The 15,691-nt window shown below is 51.1% G+C and carries 18 protein-coding genes and 1 tRNA gene; 12 read left to right on the top strand and 7 right to left on the bottom strand.

All coding sequences use genetic code 11. The features are described from left to right. Positions 1-13: 13 nt before the first annotated feature. Entirely contained in the window at positions 14-1,117 is a 1,104-nt protein-coding gene (locus HY394_06410) for a DNA double-strand break repair nuclease NurA (GenBank protein ID MBI4053639.1), read from the bottom strand. Between the two features lie 142 nt (positions 1,118-1,259). Here HY394_06410 and HY394_06405 point away from each other — a divergent pair, with 142 nt between their 5' ends. The 9 genes from HY394_06405 to HY394_06365 all read left to right on the top strand — a co-directional run bounded on the left by HY394_06405 (position 1,260) and on the right by HY394_06365 (position 7,775). Then, positions 1,260-1,730, top strand: coding sequence for a hypothetical protein (locus HY394_06405; protein MBI4053638.1), 471 nt, complete (start codon positions 1,260-1,262; stop codon positions 1,728-1,730). 312 nt (positions 1,731-2,042) lie between these two features. Beyond that, the gene (locus HY394_06400) at positions 2,043-2,969 is read left to right on the top strand and encodes a hypothetical protein (GenBank protein MBI4053637.1); all 927 of its coding nucleotides are present in this window, start codon (positions 2,043-2,045) and stop codon (positions 2,967-2,969) included. Continuing rightward, positions 2,962-3,315, top strand: coding sequence for a peptidyl-tRNA hydrolase (locus HY394_06395; protein MBI4053636.1), 354 nt, complete (start codon positions 2,962-2,964; stop codon positions 3,313-3,315). The genes HY394_06400 and HY394_06395 overlap by 8 nt, the downstream gene beginning before the upstream one ends. Positions 3,316-3,375: 60 nt before the next feature. Then, positions 3,376-4,131, top strand: a complete 756-nt coding sequence (locus tag HY394_06390; protein ID MBI4053635.1) for a 50S ribosome-binding GTPase — start codon at positions 3,376-3,378, stop codon at positions 4,129-4,131. A gap of 15 nt (positions 4,132-4,146) precedes the next feature. After that, positions 4,147-4,806 (top strand): hypothetical protein, encoded by a 660-nt coding sequence (locus tag HY394_06385; GenBank protein MBI4053634.1) that lies wholly within the window; start codon positions 4,147-4,149, stop codon positions 4,804-4,806. Next, positions 4,806-5,477, top strand: a complete 672-nt coding sequence (locus HY394_06380; GenBank protein MBI4053633.1) for a hypothetical protein — start codon at positions 4,806-4,808, stop codon at positions 5,475-5,477. Before HY394_06385 ends, HY394_06380 begins: the two co-directional genes overlap by 1 nt. A 223-nt stretch (positions 5,478-5,700) precedes the next feature. Next, positions 5,701-7,188: a hypothetical protein gene (locus tag HY394_06375; GenBank protein MBI4053632.1), complete on the top strand. Its 1,488-nt coding sequence runs from the start codon at positions 5,701-5,703 to the stop codon at positions 7,186-7,188. Positions 7,189-7,326: 138 nt separating this feature from the next. Continuing rightward, positions 7,327-7,533 (top strand): DNA-directed RNA polymerase subunit K, encoded by a 207-nt coding sequence (locus tag HY394_06370; protein MBI4053631.1) that lies wholly within the window; start codon positions 7,327-7,329, stop codon positions 7,531-7,533. Between the two features lie 11 nt (positions 7,534-7,544). Continuing rightward, positions 7,545-7,775 (top strand): 30S ribosomal protein S17e, encoded by a 231-nt coding sequence (locus tag HY394_06365; GenBank protein ID MBI4053630.1) that lies wholly within the window; start codon positions 7,545-7,547, stop codon positions 7,773-7,775. Positions 7,776-7,804: 29 nt separating this feature from the next. Here the strand turns inward: HY394_06365 and HY394_06360 are convergent, their stop codons facing one another. Both HY394_06360 and HY394_06355 read right to left on the bottom strand, forming a co-directional pair. Continuing rightward, positions 7,805-9,871, bottom strand: a complete 2,067-nt coding sequence (locus HY394_06360) for an AAA family ATPase (GenBank protein ID MBI4053629.1) — start codon at positions 9,869-9,871, stop codon at positions 7,805-7,807. A 293-nt stretch (positions 9,872-10,164) separates the two neighbouring features. After that, positions 10,165-10,319, bottom strand: a tRNA-Arg gene (locus tag HY394_06355). An 89-nt stretch (positions 10,320-10,408) separates the two neighbouring features. On the opposite strand from HY394_06355, the gene HY394_06350 reads away from it, so the two are divergent. Beyond that, on the top strand, positions 10,409-10,567 hold the full coding sequence (locus tag HY394_06350) for an RNA-binding protein (GenBank protein ID MBI4053628.1): 159 nt from the start codon (positions 10,409-10,411) through the stop codon (positions 10,565-10,567). 9 nt (positions 10,568-10,576) lie between these two features. Next, positions 10,577-10,840 (top strand): elongation factor 1-beta, encoded by a 264-nt coding sequence (ef1B, locus tag HY394_06345; protein ID MBI4053627.1) that lies wholly within the window; start codon positions 10,577-10,579, stop codon positions 10,838-10,840. 60 nt (positions 10,841-10,900) lie between these two features. On the opposite strand, the gene cca is transcribed toward ef1B, so the two are convergent. Beyond that, positions 10,901-12,277 carry a CCA tRNA nucleotidyltransferase gene (gene cca / locus HY394_06340; GenBank protein MBI4053626.1) on the bottom strand — a complete coding sequence of 459 codons (1,377 nt, stop codon included), beginning with the start codon at positions 12,275-12,277 and terminating at the stop codon, positions 10,901-10,903. Between the two features lie 47 nt (positions 12,278-12,324). On the opposite strand from cca, the gene HY394_06335 reads away from it, so the two are divergent. Then, the gene (locus HY394_06335) at positions 12,325-13,869 is read left to right on the top strand and encodes a CpaF family protein (protein ID MBI4053625.1); all 1,545 of its coding nucleotides are present in this window, start codon (positions 12,325-12,327) and stop codon (positions 13,867-13,869) included. Here the strand turns inward: HY394_06335 and thpR are convergent. From thpR to HY394_06320, 3 genes are read right to left on the bottom strand one after another with little or no spacing between them, the layout of a single operon-like run. Then, on the bottom strand, positions 13,856-14,386 hold the full coding sequence (gene thpR / locus HY394_06330; GenBank protein ID MBI4053624.1) for an RNA 2',3'-cyclic phosphodiesterase: 531 nt from the start codon (positions 14,384-14,386) through the stop codon (positions 13,856-13,858). The genes HY394_06335 and thpR overlap by 14 nt on opposite strands. A gap of 33 nt (positions 14,387-14,419) precedes the next feature. Beyond that, entirely contained in the window at positions 14,420-15,025 is a 606-nt protein-coding gene (locus HY394_06325; GenBank protein ID MBI4053623.1) for a hypothetical protein, read from the bottom strand. A gap of 12 nt (positions 15,026-15,037) precedes the next feature. Then, positions 15,038-15,688 (bottom strand): metallophosphoesterase family protein, encoded by a 651-nt coding sequence (locus tag HY394_06320; protein ID MBI4053622.1) that lies wholly within the window; start codon positions 15,686-15,688, stop codon positions 15,038-15,040. Positions 15,689-15,691 lie beyond the last annotated feature (3 nt).

Here is a 15,691-nt window from a genome sequence, read left to right as displayed (position 1 = left end):
TTTTATCACTTTGTCAAAATGGCCTGCTGTTCCTTCTCAGCCTGAGTTTCAAGTGCCTGCTGAGCTTGTCCACGATTTTTTCGTAAACGGTTTCGATTTCAGCGTTGTTCAGGCGCGCCCTGAAATCGGCTTCTATCAGGACGCTTGGATAAGCGTATTCCTTGTGGAAGCCGGAGAGGAAGCGCACGGCCTGCGCAATCTCATCAACGTGCCCTGCGAATTCAGGCCCTTTTTTGTTCGACAAGAACTCCACTCTCAGCGGCCTGTCGAAGTCAACAGGCTTCAGGTAAAAAACGTGCACCTGCTTCGCCCACTTCTCGTCGAAATCCTTCAGGATGGGGTGCTCTTTTGCGTGCGCCGAATAATTGAATGCAAAGCTCCGCTCGCCTTTTTTCAAAAGGTAATCCAATAGCACGGAATCATATGTTTCATCCAGCAGAGCGGGATTGCACACCGGCACTTTCGGCAGGACGCTTTTCTGCAGGATTGTGCGCAGCTGGCTGCCGCGGCTGTCCTCGACGCAGCCGACAATCTGGCAGCCCGCTTTCTCTGCTTCGGAATACAACTGCTGGAACTCCGCCAGGGTTTCATGGTAAAATGCCTTCACCTGCGAGTCCTGCCGAGACTCGACGTACTGCGGAATCACGCTGCCATCCAGAAAACAATAGTCCGGCCTGAATTCCGCAATCGCCCTTTTCGCAAGCCTCACTTCCTCGAGCAGCCTCTGCAACGACCTGCTGACCTGGAACTCGTCGTTGTCCAGCGCGGCATTGTTCAGCAACGGCGTCGGAAAAGAAAAATAATTTGGCAAATATTGCGCGGAAGCGAGCTTTCCGTTGTCATATGCAAAGCAGACCGCGACCGCGCGCACAAGAATCAGGTCGAACGAGAACAGGCGCTTGTCCGCAAACCCCGAATCCACGCCCGCAACCTTTTTCGAAAACGCCTGCGCATTGCGCACCGGAAGGATGAGCCTGTCTTCGAGCAATTCCCTGTCGTTCAGCGGGGCAAGGTCTTCATCCTTCAAAAGCAGCAGCTTTTCTGAAAAGATTTTCCGCCTTGCATCCATTGCATGTATGCCGGAAACGGCCTCGTCGATAACCGAATTGATTGTCATCGGCAAAACAATGGGAAAAACTGCTTTAAAATGCTGGGCAGGCGGGTTTCCCGTGAAATGCTTGGCCGGCAAACCGGTTTTTCCAGACAAAGATTTTTAACCAGAAACGACTTATCTTCTTACAACTTTTTTTGGTGAGATCATGAAAGCGATTTTTGAGCTTAGGAACGTGCAGAGCAGGTGGAGCCCGCCTTTCGACAAGAAGGTTGACGAGAACGAGGTCGAAGTCGAGCAGGGCAAGGCTTTCGGCGAACTTTTGCCGGGAGTAGACGGGTCGCCGTCAGTTTTCACTCTTGTAAAGCTTGACGATTCAAAGGCGCTGGTTGAATTCAGCAACCTTCTGACTTTGAAAGGCCACGAACATCCGGGCAACAGGCGCGTTTGGATAACAAAAAACGAGGGCACTTCTTTCACTTATTTGTGGGGTTCGAATGGCATCACAAAGACTTTGCGCCTGAAAGGCGTACAGCCAGGCTTCGAGCAGCCGGAACCGGCTGAAGCCGAATCAGAACAGGCTTCAGACCAGCCTGCCGCGGAAGACGATTCAGAAATCATGCGGCCGGTAATCCAGCAGCTGTCAACCGAAGCCGAAGCGCAGCCGAACGTGGCTTAAGCCGGCGGTTTCGTCCGCCGAGACGTCACGCCCGTCTGGTGCGCGCGGCACGTAAAGTGCCGCTGGCTCGCGTTGCTCGCAACGCCGGGTCCGAAACTAAGGCCTTCGTTGCAAAATCTTGGATTTTGCGACGTGCCCAGAATCTTTGGATTCTGGGGCATCACTGTTGTGAAAGGCCGAGTAATCTCATTCTTTTTTCGTGTTTGACGATTCCGCCATGCACAAATGCAGGTTTTTAAACTGCGGCTTAGACATTATTATCCCGGGCTTCAATTTTGGGTAAAGGAAAGATTATACCATAGTTTAAACTGATTGACACAGTATCTTATTGTGAAATTTTATAATTCAAAAGAATATTTGGAAGAGCAGCTTAAACACAAGAATTACTTGGAAATAGCGAAAGAAAATAATGTGAGCAAAACCACAATTCAGCGAAAGCTCCATGCATTTGGGTTGACAACGCCCCGTCTTTTCTGGGCACAAAAAGAACTTCAGATGCTGAAGGAACACTACGCCGGAAAAAACAACATACACATATTATTTCCTAGAAGAACCAAATCTTCAGTGTATCATAAAGCACACAAATTGAGAATATCGAGGCCAATTAGAAAAAGATATAACAAAGTCGACGAAAGTTTCTTTTCCGTCTGGACTCGCGAATCTGCATATGTTTTGGGTTGGATGTTTAGCGATGGAAATGTCACCGCTGACAAAAGAACATTTCGCCTGCACCTAAATAAAAAAGACTTAAAAATCGTGGAAAAAATTAAAAAAGCCCTAAAAAGTAACCATGGAATAAAAATTCACGGAGATTACCTGAGCTTCTCAGTGCATAGCAAAAAAATGTGTTCCGATTTAATAGCTCTTGGGTGTGGGCCAAAAAAAGCAAAAAAAATAAGGCTGCCAAAAATTCCCCAAAAATACCTCGCTAATTTTGTAAGAGGTTATTTTGATGGGGACGGAAGTATTCATTTCAACCAACCAAACACAATCAAAATAAAGATTGTTGGCAATGAAAAATTTATTAAAGATTTAAAGGAAACAATGGTTAAAATTATTAAAATAAGAACAAGTAATGTGAAAATGTCGTCAGACAGAACGTGGCAAATTGAATTTTACGGTGATAATGCACGCATTCTTTGCAGATGGATGTATAAAAATTGTAATGGCTTATGTTTAGATAGGAAATATTTGCGGTTCAAAGACCATTTAAGAAAAAGGGGCGAAAAAATTGACTGAATATAAACAGGCAATTGTTGTAAGAAAAGATTTGAAACTTGGTGTCGGGAAAACTTGTGCCCAAGTAGCGCACGCAAGCCTTGAGGCAGTCGAAAAAACTTCGGCAAAAAAGCCGGGCTGGGTCGAGGAGTGGAAGGCTTCCGGCCAGGCGAAGGTCGTGCTCAAAGTTGGAAGCAGAAATGAACTGCTTGAGCTGTTCGAGTCCGCGAAAAAGCTTTTGCCGTGCGCGCTGATAAAGGATGCGGGAAGGACGCAGATTGAAGCGGGGGAAGCGACGTGCATTGCAATCGGCCCGGCTCCGGATTCCGAAATCGACAGGTTCACTTCGAGCCTGAAACTACTCTGAGCAGGATATCTTAATTTTGCTGATGGTTGCATTGAGTGTTTTTTGCCGGCGGGTTTTTTTATGAAGGGCGGCTTTTTTGCGAGGCTTTCAAAGGTTGTCGAATCGTCAGACATAATTCTCGAAGTTTTGGATGCAAGGTTTCCGGAACTGACACGGAACAGGGACCTCGAGGAAAAAGTGCGGGCTTCCGGCAAAAGGCTTTTGTTCGTGATAAATAAATCCGACTTTGCCTCGAAGCGCCATGCGGAAGCGCAGAAAAAACTCCTGTCACAGGAAGCGGAAACTTTTTTCGTTTCCGCGAAAAAGCGGCAGGGTATCTCCCTGCTCAGGAACAGGCTTTTCGCCCTGGCTGAAAAAAAGCGGTGCGTGTGCGCTGTCGTCGGCTACCCGAACACCGGCAAGAGTTCGCTTATCAACATTCTGGTCGGCAGGAGGGTTGCCGGCACTTCCAAAAAAGCCGGTTTCACGCGCGGCGAAAGGCTTGTCCGCGTCTCGAAAAACCTGCTGCTGTTTGATTCGCCCGGCACAATCCCGTTCGACGAAAACGACGAGTTCAGGCTCATGCTCGTGAACGCGAAAACCGCGGAACAGCTTTCCGATCCCGAAACCGCGGGAGTGCAGCTTGCAGAATTTATTGTTTCATCCCGGCCGGATTTTTTTGAAAAAAGTTTCGGCCTGCAGGGCACGGATGCCGAGGCATTGCTTGAGGCGTTTGCCCTGAAAAAGGGCTTTCTGCTTTCCGGCGGCAGGCCCGACTCTGTTGCGGCGGCAAAGTTTCTGGTAATGCAGTGGCAGTCGGGCAAAATAAGGTTTTAAAGGGAAGAAGCGTAATTGTTTCTGGTTTTGATGCTGTCAGGCAAAAAGCAGAATGCATTGTTTTTTCTCGTGGTATTGGCGATTTTCGGCGCAATACTCGTTTTCCTTATTTTTTTCACTCCCGGCCTCTCCATTTCGGTTTCCGGCGCCGGGAATGAAAAGTTTGTGGCGGTTGCCAACACAAGCGGCCATTCCATCCGCGGCGTTTCGGTTGCGGCTTCCGATGGAACGCTGTTGAAAAAGATTGCGGTGCTTGAGCCAGGGCAGAAGGAAGAAATACTGCTGGAAGGCTTTTTGGGCACCGTCACTATAATTGCCAGCGCGCCGTTCCATGCCGAGGCTTCCACTGACGTTTTTTTTGAAACCCCTGCAGTGAACATTTCCTACAAGGTCCAGCAGCAATCGCTTTTTTTTGTGGGCGGCAAGGCCAAAATAGTCGTGGACGTCTGCAGGAAGGGCGCTCTGCCGAAAACAATTTCCATTTCGGAGTCGTTCGACGAGACCGCGGTTGAAGCCGGCCAAAGAACGCAGGTTCTGGATTTCAATGCCGGCGACTGCGTTTCAACTGATTTTTTGTTCACGCCGAAAAAGGCGGGGGCCTTCGAAATCTTTTTTAACCTCAATGCAGAGAATGTTAGTGAATCGTTCAAGCGCACTATAAACGTGACCGAGTAATGCCCGAAAAAAAGCCGAAAACCGACAGGGAAGCCAGCATAATCGCCATAATCCAGGAAATGGTCGAGGCGAACGAGCCGGAGGAAAAGATAATTTCTACGCTCAGGCAGCTTGGCGTGGAACCGGAAAAGGCGAAAAGGCTCCTGCTCCTCGGCCAGGCCGACACTTTTGCATTGCTGAAAGGCGAAATTTCGCGCATTGTGCGCGACGAACTGGAAAACCAGAAGGATTTCATTTCAAGGGCGGTCGAGGAAAAGTCCGAGGAACAGGGCGGGAAATCGTTTTCAAAGGTCCAGAAGTCTGCGCAGGAAGAAATCGAAAAGCTCAGGCTGGAAACGAAAAGGGAAAACGACAATTTCAGGCAGAAAATAGAGGAAACCGCGATGAAGACGACCGAGCTGAGCGACAAGGTGCGCAACAAGCTCAACGACCTCGGCGAGGTCGTCGCAAACACCCAGCAGGACATAGACGAAATGAAACTGCGCGGCGTCGGTTCAAGGAACAAGCTCATTTCATACCTTCTCATTCTTGGCGGAATAATTTTTTCTTCGGCAGCGCTTTTTTTCCTGATAGTGAAGTTCCAGGGCCGGCTTGACGTCGACTCGCTGATCGTTACGACAATCACAGCCGCAATCGGCGTCACGATGCTGTTTGTTTCGACGCTGGTGTAGGCGCCGTAGTTCAGGCCACGTCGAACCATCGCGCAACAGCGCGCAGCGCTATGCGAGCAAAGCGAGTGCAGGGGTTGCACCCCTTGCAAACCCCGCAAAGCATGCGTGGCATCCCGCAACAGCGCGGATGCCACAAAACGTACCCGCCGGGCGATGACGGCGGTCAGGGGAAGCGCACTCTCCTCCGAAGAAACTTAAAAGCGCCTTGAACCAAATCTCTTTCATGCCTTCCGACAGTGCCTTCCTGTCCGGCGCAGCGTACGCCGGCCAAAAGCGTGAAATCTTCGCCGAGTTCAGGCGCGGCAACGAGCGTTTTTCCAGGCGCTTCAGGTTTTTTCCGAAAATCCTTGTCCCAAAAAGGTTTTCGCCGGAGCTGCTCAAAAGCCTGCTGTCGGTCCTGAGCATCCAGAATTTTTCGGTAAAGGAAAGGGAGTTTTCAAACGAAATAAGCTTTTCGGATTTTTCCGGCTTAGAGCAGGCTTCCGCTCTAATCGAATCCTCGCTTGGCTACAAGCCAATCGTAATCGGCCCGGAGCGGCAGTTTTTGCTTGAAAAAAACTGGGCTTTTTTCCGGGCATTCGCAATGGAGTCCCTTGAAAGCCTGCCGACGGAGTTTCCGGAGGCAAGCCTGCCGATGTTTTCCGAACCGGTTTCAGCAACGATTCAAGGCCTTCTCTCCGCCGGTGACGGTCTTGCCGAGGCGCTTTGCAGGAAAATGGCATTTTCAAGCCTTCTAAGGGTGCCCCTTGAAAGCCTGCCTGAAACAAGCCAGCTTTTGGCGGAAACCTTTGTTGAAAATGCCTTGTTTTCAAACGGGTTTGCGTTCGAGAGTTTTCCGCATGACAGGTCTGCGTTGCCAAAAAATGGCTTTGCCCATAACGGCGGTCCGGGTTCAGAGCTTGATTTTTCCTCGGTGTGGCCTGCTTTTTTCCACCGGTCGTTTTTCAACATCGGCTTTGAAACCCTGAACTGCGGCTGCTGCAGGCCGGAATCATTTTCCGACCGCAATGTCCTGCCAAGCTCTTTTGCCGAAACCGAGTTCCTGTCAAACGCCTTTTTCTTCCAGCCGTTTTCCAGGTCGTTTGCAAGCGCATTCCACGAAAAAGCGCCTTTCAGGGAAAGCAGGGAAAAGCGGATGCGCGAATTTTTCCTCTCCGCGCCGGAAGCCGGGCCGTTTTTTTTCGGGCAAAGGGAAATGCTGCCGCTTGAAGACGCGAAAACACTTAACGCATCGGGTGCCGGCCGCATCCTGCCGGAAAACAATGCAATGCTTGAATGGTTCTGCCTGAAGCGCGGCTCTTTTGCGGGCGCCGAGATTGCAGGCCTGCAGGAAAAGGCGGCTGAAGCCGGAAGGCTTGCGTTTGCCGAACAAAAGCGGCAATCCAAAATCGGGGACTTCCTTCACACGACCAATCCGAGACTCGTTTTTTTCAGGTCCTTTTCAGAGGCCGCAATCTCGCTGGCCGATGCAGTGCCAAGGTACCTTGCATGGCATAACGCGAAATTTTTTTCCCCGCAGATAATGCGCGCCCTGCTCGGCGTGCAGGAAACCGTTCTGGCAAAGTTTGAGGCGTTTTCATCAGAAAAGGGGGAACGCACGGTCCTCGGCAGGTCAAAGGCATTTGTCGGAGGCCACTCCGGTTTTTTCCTGGCAAAGGATTTCTCTGCGAACCAAAAAATCCCGCAGCCCAAAGTCAGGATTCTCGCCTGAGCAAGAGTGCCTGAAAACCCAAACCACCGACAGCATGAGGCACGCCTGAGACAGCTTTTTAATCCTTTGCCTGCAAGATGTTTGATTGGAGTTTTTCTCCAAACCCTTCTCTGCACCTGCTTTTTTTGGTGTTTTTTGATGGAAAAGCTTACACGGTTTGAAACCGCGAGAATAATCGGCGCTCGCACCCTTCAGCTTTCGCTCGGCGCACCGCCGCTCGTCAAGCCTGCAAAAGTGCTCAGGATGGAGGACATTGCGATTGAAGAGTTCAACCGCAGGGTAATTCCGCTGGCGGTTTTGAGAAAATACCCTGACGGCCAGATAAAAAAGATTGAAATCAACTGAGGCGATTTTTGATGGGAAAAGCTGTTCCAAAGGCACTCAAATTCAAGGCAAAGGTATTGCTCAACGAGTATCCTGCCCTCTTCGGCGCCGATTTTGAGAAAAACAAGCTGGCAATCGACGGCCTTGATTTCGGGCTTCCGCAGGTCAGCAGGAACACGATTGCGGGCTTCATAACAAGGGGCCTTGCAAGAAAATCAAAGGAAGAGAAAAAGCTTGCGGCGGCCAAGGCAGTTGCGGCCTGAACCTTTTTTTAGAATCCTTCCATTGCTTCCTATTGCGTTTCAGCTGAAATTATTTTTGTGGCTTCAGCGCAGTCTTTTTCGCGGTCCAGCTGATAGAGCGATGAGGAAGCCGCTTTCTCCATTTCCTTGTCATGTGTGATGATGAAAACCTGCCCGACAAGCCGGGGCAGATGCGTTTTCAGCATTGTTGTAAGGGCCTCAACCGCGCTTGAGTCGAGGTTGTGCGTGGGCTCGTCAAGGATTATGATGCCGAGATTCTGCGTGAGGACAAGAGAGAACGCTATTCTTACGCAGATTGCGGCCGAGCTTCTCTCCCCCCCGGAAAGTATGCCGTCAATCCTTGTCCAAGCGCCGGAAAAATGCCTTGCCTTCAGTTCATAGTTTCCATCCACGATTTCAAGCCTTGCCCCGACATAATCACGGTAAGGGTAAACCCTGGGCCAGATATCCGCGAGGGCCTCGTTGACGCTTTCAATCATTGTCTGCCTCAATTCCGCCTGCGCCGACGAAAGCGCGTTGACAAAAACCGACAAATCACGCGACGCATTTTCAAGCGAGACTATTTCCTGTTTCATGCTTTCCGCAACCTGCAATGTGGCTTCCGCCTTTTCGATTGCAGCTTCAATGGTTTTCATGAGCTCGCGGTTGCTTTCAATGCCCTTGCCTATCACCTTAAGCGCGGAATCGCAGTCGCCCGCCTTTTTTCTCGCGGCCTTCAGGTCTTCGGGGGAAAATTTTTGTCCGGAAACAAGCTTTCGGAATTCTGAAGCCTTTTCCTCCATACTCCTGGAGTCAGCTTCCTTTTTTTCCAGTTCAAGCGCTTCGGCAAGCAGGGTTTTAGTTTCCCGGATTCCGTCTTTTTCCAGGGAAAGCCTTTTCATTGCGGCCCTCGCATTTTCCTCGGCCTTGTTTTTGCGGCCCTCGCTTTTTTCAAGCTCTCCCGCGAGCGCGGCAAGCTCCTTTTCAAGCGAGGCTTTTTCGCTTTCGTTTGCGCCTATGACGCTTTTCCGGTCCCCGTCCGAAAGTTCCCTGTAACACGTTGGGCAGACCGCTTCAAGCCCCGCCAGCCTTTCCGACTTTTTTTTCAGATCGGAAATCTTCGACCTGCACAGCTCGCTTTTCCTGAAAACCGCATTGGATTCGTTGAACCTGTTCTTCAGCTCCGATTCAAGTTCCGGAATTTCCTTTTCGTCGATGTCTTTCGCAACGGCCTCTTTTTCGCCAAGGATTTTCCGGATTTCCCCGGCATTCCTGCCCGCAAGCATTTTCCTCGCGCGCTCAATTCCCTTTCTCGCCTCTTCCAGGCCGGCAACGGCCCTGATGAGGCTCTCATTCAATTGCCTTGCCTCGGCCTCGGATTTTTCAAGTTCCACTAGAAGTTTTTCCGCCTTTTCGAGTTCGGATTCCTTCGAAAGCTTTTCCGCCAGATACTTTTCCTCCAACCCGGCTTTTTCGCCAAGCCGTTTCCTGAGGCTTTCAAGGTCGGCCTTGGTCGCGTCCTGCCCGATTTTTTCCACTACTCTCTGCCGGTCCTTGGCCTGCGCCTTGAGCCTGCTTGAGGCGGTCGAAGCCGCCGCCCGCGCATTCTCGTATTTTTCCAGGTCCAAAAGCTCGTCGAATTTCGCCTTTCTCTGCGCAGGCGACATCCTCAAAAAAAAGTCCAGTTCATTCTGCTCGGAGTAGACGGCCCTTGAAAACAGCTCGAAATCCAGTTCAATCGTGTCCTCGATTCTTTTGGTCACGTCTGAAACGCTCGGCCCGGCAACAAGCTTTCCCGCGCAGAACAATTTAGCCTCATTCGCCTTTTTCCCGAAATTTATCGTCCTTTCGACGGCAAAGCTTTTTCCTGCATAATCGAAGTCCATTTCAACCCTGCAGAAGTCCATCTGGTTGGGCTTGTTCATTACAACCTCGTCAAGCGAAACCCTGCGCGAGTTCAATGAGGGAAATGTTCCGAACAAGGCAAAGCAGATTGCGTCCATCACGCTCGTTTTGCCGGCGCCCATCCTGCCTACAAGCACGTTCGTGCCCTGGCCGAAAAACAGTTCGCTCCTGGAATGCGTTTTCCAGTTTTCAAGCAGGACGCGCTTAATCATAAACAAGAATGTGCCAAAAAAACTTAAAAAGCGGGGGCTTTAGGCGTCGCACGCCCTGAAACAGTTAATACCGAAAATAAAGCAGAAGGGTACAGCGCGCAGCGGTGTACCCATCGTCGGACCCGGCGGACGAAACCGCCGGTTCGGGCCCGGAGGGATTTGCACGCAGGGGCTTTCGCCCCTTGCAAACCCCGTGCGTGGTGTTCGCGCTTCGCGGAACACTACTTATGTTTATACCTACCCGGCGTCTTGCAAAAGCAAGACGCCTTGGTTTCGTTTCGCCCGCGCGAAAGCGGGCCCGGAGGGATTCGAACCCCCATCAGCCGGTCTCTTCCCGTTTGCCCGTTTCTTTCTTTTTGGGCGCCCTGCACTTTTTCTTTTTCTTGCGAAGAAAAAGAAAAGGGCAGCGGTCCGAAGCCGGCCGTCCTGTCCGTTAGACTACAGGCCCTTGTTCTGGCGTGCTTTGGCAAGCCAGAGGTTTGCTTTTTAATTATTGCGTGGAGCAGAGTTTTATTATTAACTTTTGACGGACGTGGAATGATGAAGGTTTGCATGACAAGCAACAGGGAAGTCACAATCGACTTCATAGAGTTCAAGTGCCCGGCCTGCTCGAAGGAAAGGATTGTGCGCTCGTTGCATTCAAGGCAGACAGCCAAGCCTTACGTTTGCCCTTCCTGCGGCTTTGTCGGACCATAGGCGGTTTTTATGGGCAGCAATGTGATGGTTGTTTTCAAGGTTTTCCCTGAAAGCCCTGAGGACTCGGACAAGGTCGAGGCAGGCCTGAAAGGAGTCAAGACCGGCGTGGTGCAGGAAGTCAGGAAAGAGCCTGTCGCGTTCGGCCTGTCGGTTTTCAGGATCGGCATCAAGATTCCGGATAAAAGCGAGGGCCTGATGGACAAGCTTGAACAGGAAATCCGGGACATCAGCGGTGTAAGCGAAGTTGAAACGGAATCGGCGACTTTAATCTAACGCCATTTTGCCACGCAGGCAGCCTGATTTTTTTCTTCGCTCTTTGTTTTGCTTTTTGGCTTAGAGGAATTTCTCTTTTCCTTCCAGCCATTCCGTGAGGAATTCCGCGAAGCCCGGGCTTTTCCTGAAAGTCTGCACGAGCTTCTCCTCGCTTTCGATTGCGGCTTTCTGCAATGCTTTTTTGAGCGGCGGCTTTTCGGTTTTGGCCGAATCCGAACAGATTTTTTTGAGCAGGCTTCTTGCGTCGTGGAATTCGCGTTTTTTTTCGACTACCCACCGGCCGTCAACTATTCTCGGGCCGGCAGTGCAGTTCCTGTGCTCCGCCAGAAACCTTTTGCTGTCAGGCGCGTTCGTCACTGGCGGGCCGGCATGGATTTTTGTTTTCTGGATTTGCAGGTTTTCCAGTTCGAAAACGATTATGGCCTGTTTTTTTTCGTCGCTCCATTCGGAGTGCCTGTAAATCCTGAAATCGTGCATTTCAAGGCCGTTGGCGGTTTTCCTGCCGAATCTTTTGGCCTGGCCGTAAACCACGTCCGGCAGGGCTTTTTCAGGGTACGGCAGCTTCAGCGCGACAAGCTCTATTTCCGAAAGCTTTTTCCTCAGCTTTTCAACGCTCCACGCCCTGGTTTTTTCCGGGTAAAAGAATTTTCCGGACGGCTTTTCAAGGAACGCCCTGCTTGCCGCGATTATCCTGCAGTACTGGTTTTTTGACAGTGCCGCGGCAACGTTCCTGTTTTTGTCAATCGGGTCGACGACAATGAAATGGTGGCCGAATTTTTTTATGGCGGCGTTTTCGTCAAGGTGCGTTGCAAGGTCGATGACTTCGACTTCGCGCCATTCCGAGGCATTCCTGAGGAATTCCCTGAACGAGCCGAATTTGAGAATGAGCAGTTCGGTCACGTAGCCTGGAACCGAGCTTGCCTTTATGTCCGCGCCATAGCAGCCGATTCCCTTGAGAAACTGCCTTAACAGCCTGACCTCGTCCTTCTGCTGTTCCGAGAGCTTTCCCCTGAGGAAGCGGTTGTGCAATGGGCTCCTGTCAACAGAGCTGACAATGCTTTGGCCTTCGCCTATGTCATAGCTTGGAACGATTTCAACGTCAAAGCCGCTGATGCTGCCCCTGATGTAAGGGTGCTCGGAATAGGCTTCAACCCACCTGTTTTTTCCGAACACGGCTTTGCCTATGCGCAGTCCTTCGGCTTCGAAATCCGCGCGCCCGACCGCCTGGGGGAAAATAACGAAAATGTCGATGTCATTGTCGCCGCGCAAATGGGTTTGCCTTGCGAATGAGCCGACAATCTCGGCCCTCAAATGTTTGCCCGGCATTTTCATTATGCTGTCAACTAAGCCTTCCGCAAAGGCAGTCTCTTTCGCTATTTCTCCAGGCCCGGGCTTCACTTTTGCAAGGATTTTCCTGAAAATCTTTTCCATTTCCATTCCAAAACCGCCAACTATTTTATATAGTTAACAACAATATATAGTTGGTGGTTCTGATTCCGGTGCCGGTGCCAAAGCGCTTCGCCGAAGGCAATGTTTCCATTGCCCGGGGATATCCTTACAGCAAATATTCCTTTGACCCCGGCTTTTCGGCGAAAGAATCCGATTTCGCGGGCTTTCTCGCAAAAGTCTTTTCGCGCACCGCAGACATTTCAGGTTATGCGGGAATGCAATTGTCAAAGCAGCAGTCCGAAAAGCTGAAGCGCGTTGTCCAGCAGGTGGAAGCGGCCAACGCAGTCGAATCCCTTGTTCCGGAAGAGGAGCTTTCAACAGCAAGGCAGATGCTTGCCGATTTTCTCCGCGAATTCGCGTTCGTGAAGGACCCGGATTTTTTCGCGGCCAACGTTTTCGGATTGTCCCTGGGATTGGGCAAGATTTCGGTTTTCATGTCCGACCCCATGATCGAGGAAATCATGGTGAACGGTTTTTCCAGAAACGTTTTCATTTTCCACAAGCAGTATGGAATGTGCACGTCCGATATATCTTTTTCGCAGTCCGAACTTTTTTCGCTCATCCGCAGGATTTCCGTTTCTGCGGGCAAGCAATTTGACGAAGCGAATCCATTGCTTGACGCACGGCTTCCTGACGGGAGCAGGGCGAACGCGACCTTCAGCCAGGTCTCCCCGGCAGGCCATTCCCTGACAGTGAGAAAATTCTCGTTCATTCCCTTGTCCGTGGTCGACCTTGTCAAAAGCAATACTGTGTCGGCGGAGGCAGCGGCATTCATCTGGGCGCTGGCGGAAGGCCTTTCAATCGAGCCCATGAACATCCTTGTCACGGGCGGCGCTTCGAGCGGAAAGACAACGCTCTTGAACGTCATGGCTTCCTTCATACGGCTCAATGACCGCATCATTTCAATCGAGGACACGCTTGAAATTTCCCTGGGCGAGCGGGACAACTGGGTGCAGTTGGAGGCAAGGCCCGCGATAGGAAAAACCCCCGGAGTGTCAATGGATGACCTGCTCAAGAATTCGCTCAGGATGCGCCCGGACAGGCTCATTGTTGGGGAAGTGAGAGGGGAAGAGGCGCAGACGCTTTTCGTTGCAATGGACACAGGCCATAAGGGCATTCTTGGAACAGTGCATTCAAATTCCGCCAAGGAAATGATGCTCCGCCTCAAGTCGCCGCCAATGAACGTGCCTGCGGCCATGCTGCCCCTGCTCGATTTGGCAATAGTGACTGAAAAGTTCTTCAACCCGAAAGTCGGGGTCATAAGGCGCGTCAAGGCGATATCCGAAATATCCCGGATGCAGGACCAGGTGCTCTTGAGCAATGTTTTCGAGTACGACCGCAAATCCGATGCCCTGGAAAGGACGGACGTGCCGAGCAGGATGGTCGAAGTCCTGGCGGAAAAAACCTTCAAGTCAAAAAACGAGGTCAAGCAGGAAATGCTTGTCAGGCAGAAAATAATCGAGTGGCTCATTGAAACGGGCGTGGCCGACTATTATGCGGTGCAGCGCTTCATCCAGCAATACTACACCGAGCCGGAAGAAATCCTCAAAAAGGTTTTCGAGCACATCAGGCAAAGCTGAACGAATGCAGGGCTTTGTATTCCGGGCCGTCCGGCAAAAGCTCAGATTCCATGAGTTCGAAGCCCTGGACGCGGAATTTTTCGGAAAACTTTTTCACGCCCAGACTTTCCGCAATGCCTGCGAACTCCTTTTGCCCCAAGGATTTGTTCCTTGCGATTGTCAGGTGCGCGCTGAACTTTTGTTCGGGCAGGCCGAGGGCTTTCCCGATTTGCCCGGCAATAACCTCCATTTCTTCCGCGCCTTTCGCAATGCCGATCCACAGGACGCGTGAATGGAACTGCCCGATGCCTGAAATTTCCGCGCCAAACGCCTTTCCTGAAACCTTTTTTCCGGCTTCAACCAGTTCCGGAGTCCTTTCAGAAGGCCAGCCGCCAACGAAAACAAGGGTGAAATGCAGGTTCTCCTTTTTGACGGGCTTCACGCCCTGCGGCAGTCCCTGCAGTAAATCCCGGGCGATTTTTTCCCTGATTTCCGGAGGAATGCCGACAGCGAAAAAAACGCGTTTCGTTTCAGACATGCCAAACCACAAGCACAAAGGGTGCGTTTCCTGTCATTTCAGGTTTTTCCTGCACGCTTTTTCGAAGGCTTTCAGCTTCGCATAATTTTTAGCGAGCTTTTTGTTGGCTTTTGCGAGAATCCTTTTCATGAAAGCCTTTTCAACGATTATTTCGTTTTCCGACTTGACGGGAAAGCTCATGCTTTCAGTGCCCTGCATTTCGACAATGAATTTCCCCTGCTTTGCAACCATTATGCCGCCGCGCTTGACTCCGGCCAGCTTCATCACGGAAAGGATTGTGCGGGCGTTTTCAAGCGAATCCGTTCCGATGTGCAGTATGAACCCGTCAAGCTTGAACCACAGTTCTCCCGCTGTTTGTTCCATGACGCCATCCCACAGTTCCTTGAAGGAAACCCTTCCATGCCATTTCCTGTGGAAATCGGTTTCGCATTTTTTCCCGTTTTCGGGCATTTCGAGCAGGACAATCCTCCCGGAACAGCAGCTTGAAGTGAAAAAGTTTTTTGTCTTCGCGACAAACCTGCACAGAGAAACCATCTGCAAATCCATTTTCCCTTCACCGAGCGCCTTGGCGAAGGTTTGGGCGTGATGCCTTTTCACCATTGCAAAACGCGCGTTTTCCTGCATTTCCGTCACTTCCATCCAAACCCGCATTCAGATTGTTATCCTTTCGGTTTTTGGCAGTCCAATCTTGGGCAATTCGATCGCGGTTGCCTGGCCTTCCTTGACAGCCGCGACGTTCACGCACAATGTTTTCCCGATTGTTTCGGTTTTTCCGCCGGCCTCGTGGCAGTGGCCGCACAGTTGCAGGGCAGGCTGGAATTTTTCGATTATTTTCCTTACCGCCGAAGAGCCTATGTGTTTTCCGCCTGCGGTCAGGTCAAGGGCGGTTCCCAACGGCGGCAGGTGCGTCACGAGCACAAAATTTTTTTCGCCTTTGCAGAGTTTTTCAAGCGCGCCAAAAATCTCTTCTTCAGTGAAAAGAACCTCGCCCACTTCGAATGCCTTTCCGCCGCCGAAGCCCACGAACGCAACGCCCGCAATTTTCGCCTTTTTGGCGTGCAACTGCATTTTGTTTCCTGTTATGGCATCAATGACCTGCAAGGTGTCAAGGTTTCCGGGAACCGCAAAAACGTTTTCATGGCCGGCAAGCAGGCCCAGAACCTCTTCCGCGTGCCTTTTTTCGCCGTAGTTTGTCAGGTCTCCCGCCACAATCACGGCGTCAAAGCCTTTTCCGGCTTTTTCCAGCAAAGCCTTCAGGTTTTGAGTGCGCTGGTGCACGTCCGACAAGGCCAGGATCCGCATGCG

The sequence above is a fragment of the Candidatus Diapherotrites archaeon genome (assembly GCA_016205145.1).
Classification (GTDB): domain Archaea; phylum Iainarchaeota; class Iainarchaeia; order Iainarchaeales; family JACQJH01; genus JACQJH01.
Note: the sequence above shows the minus strand (reverse complement) of the source record. Positions and strands in the feature narration are given on the sequence as shown.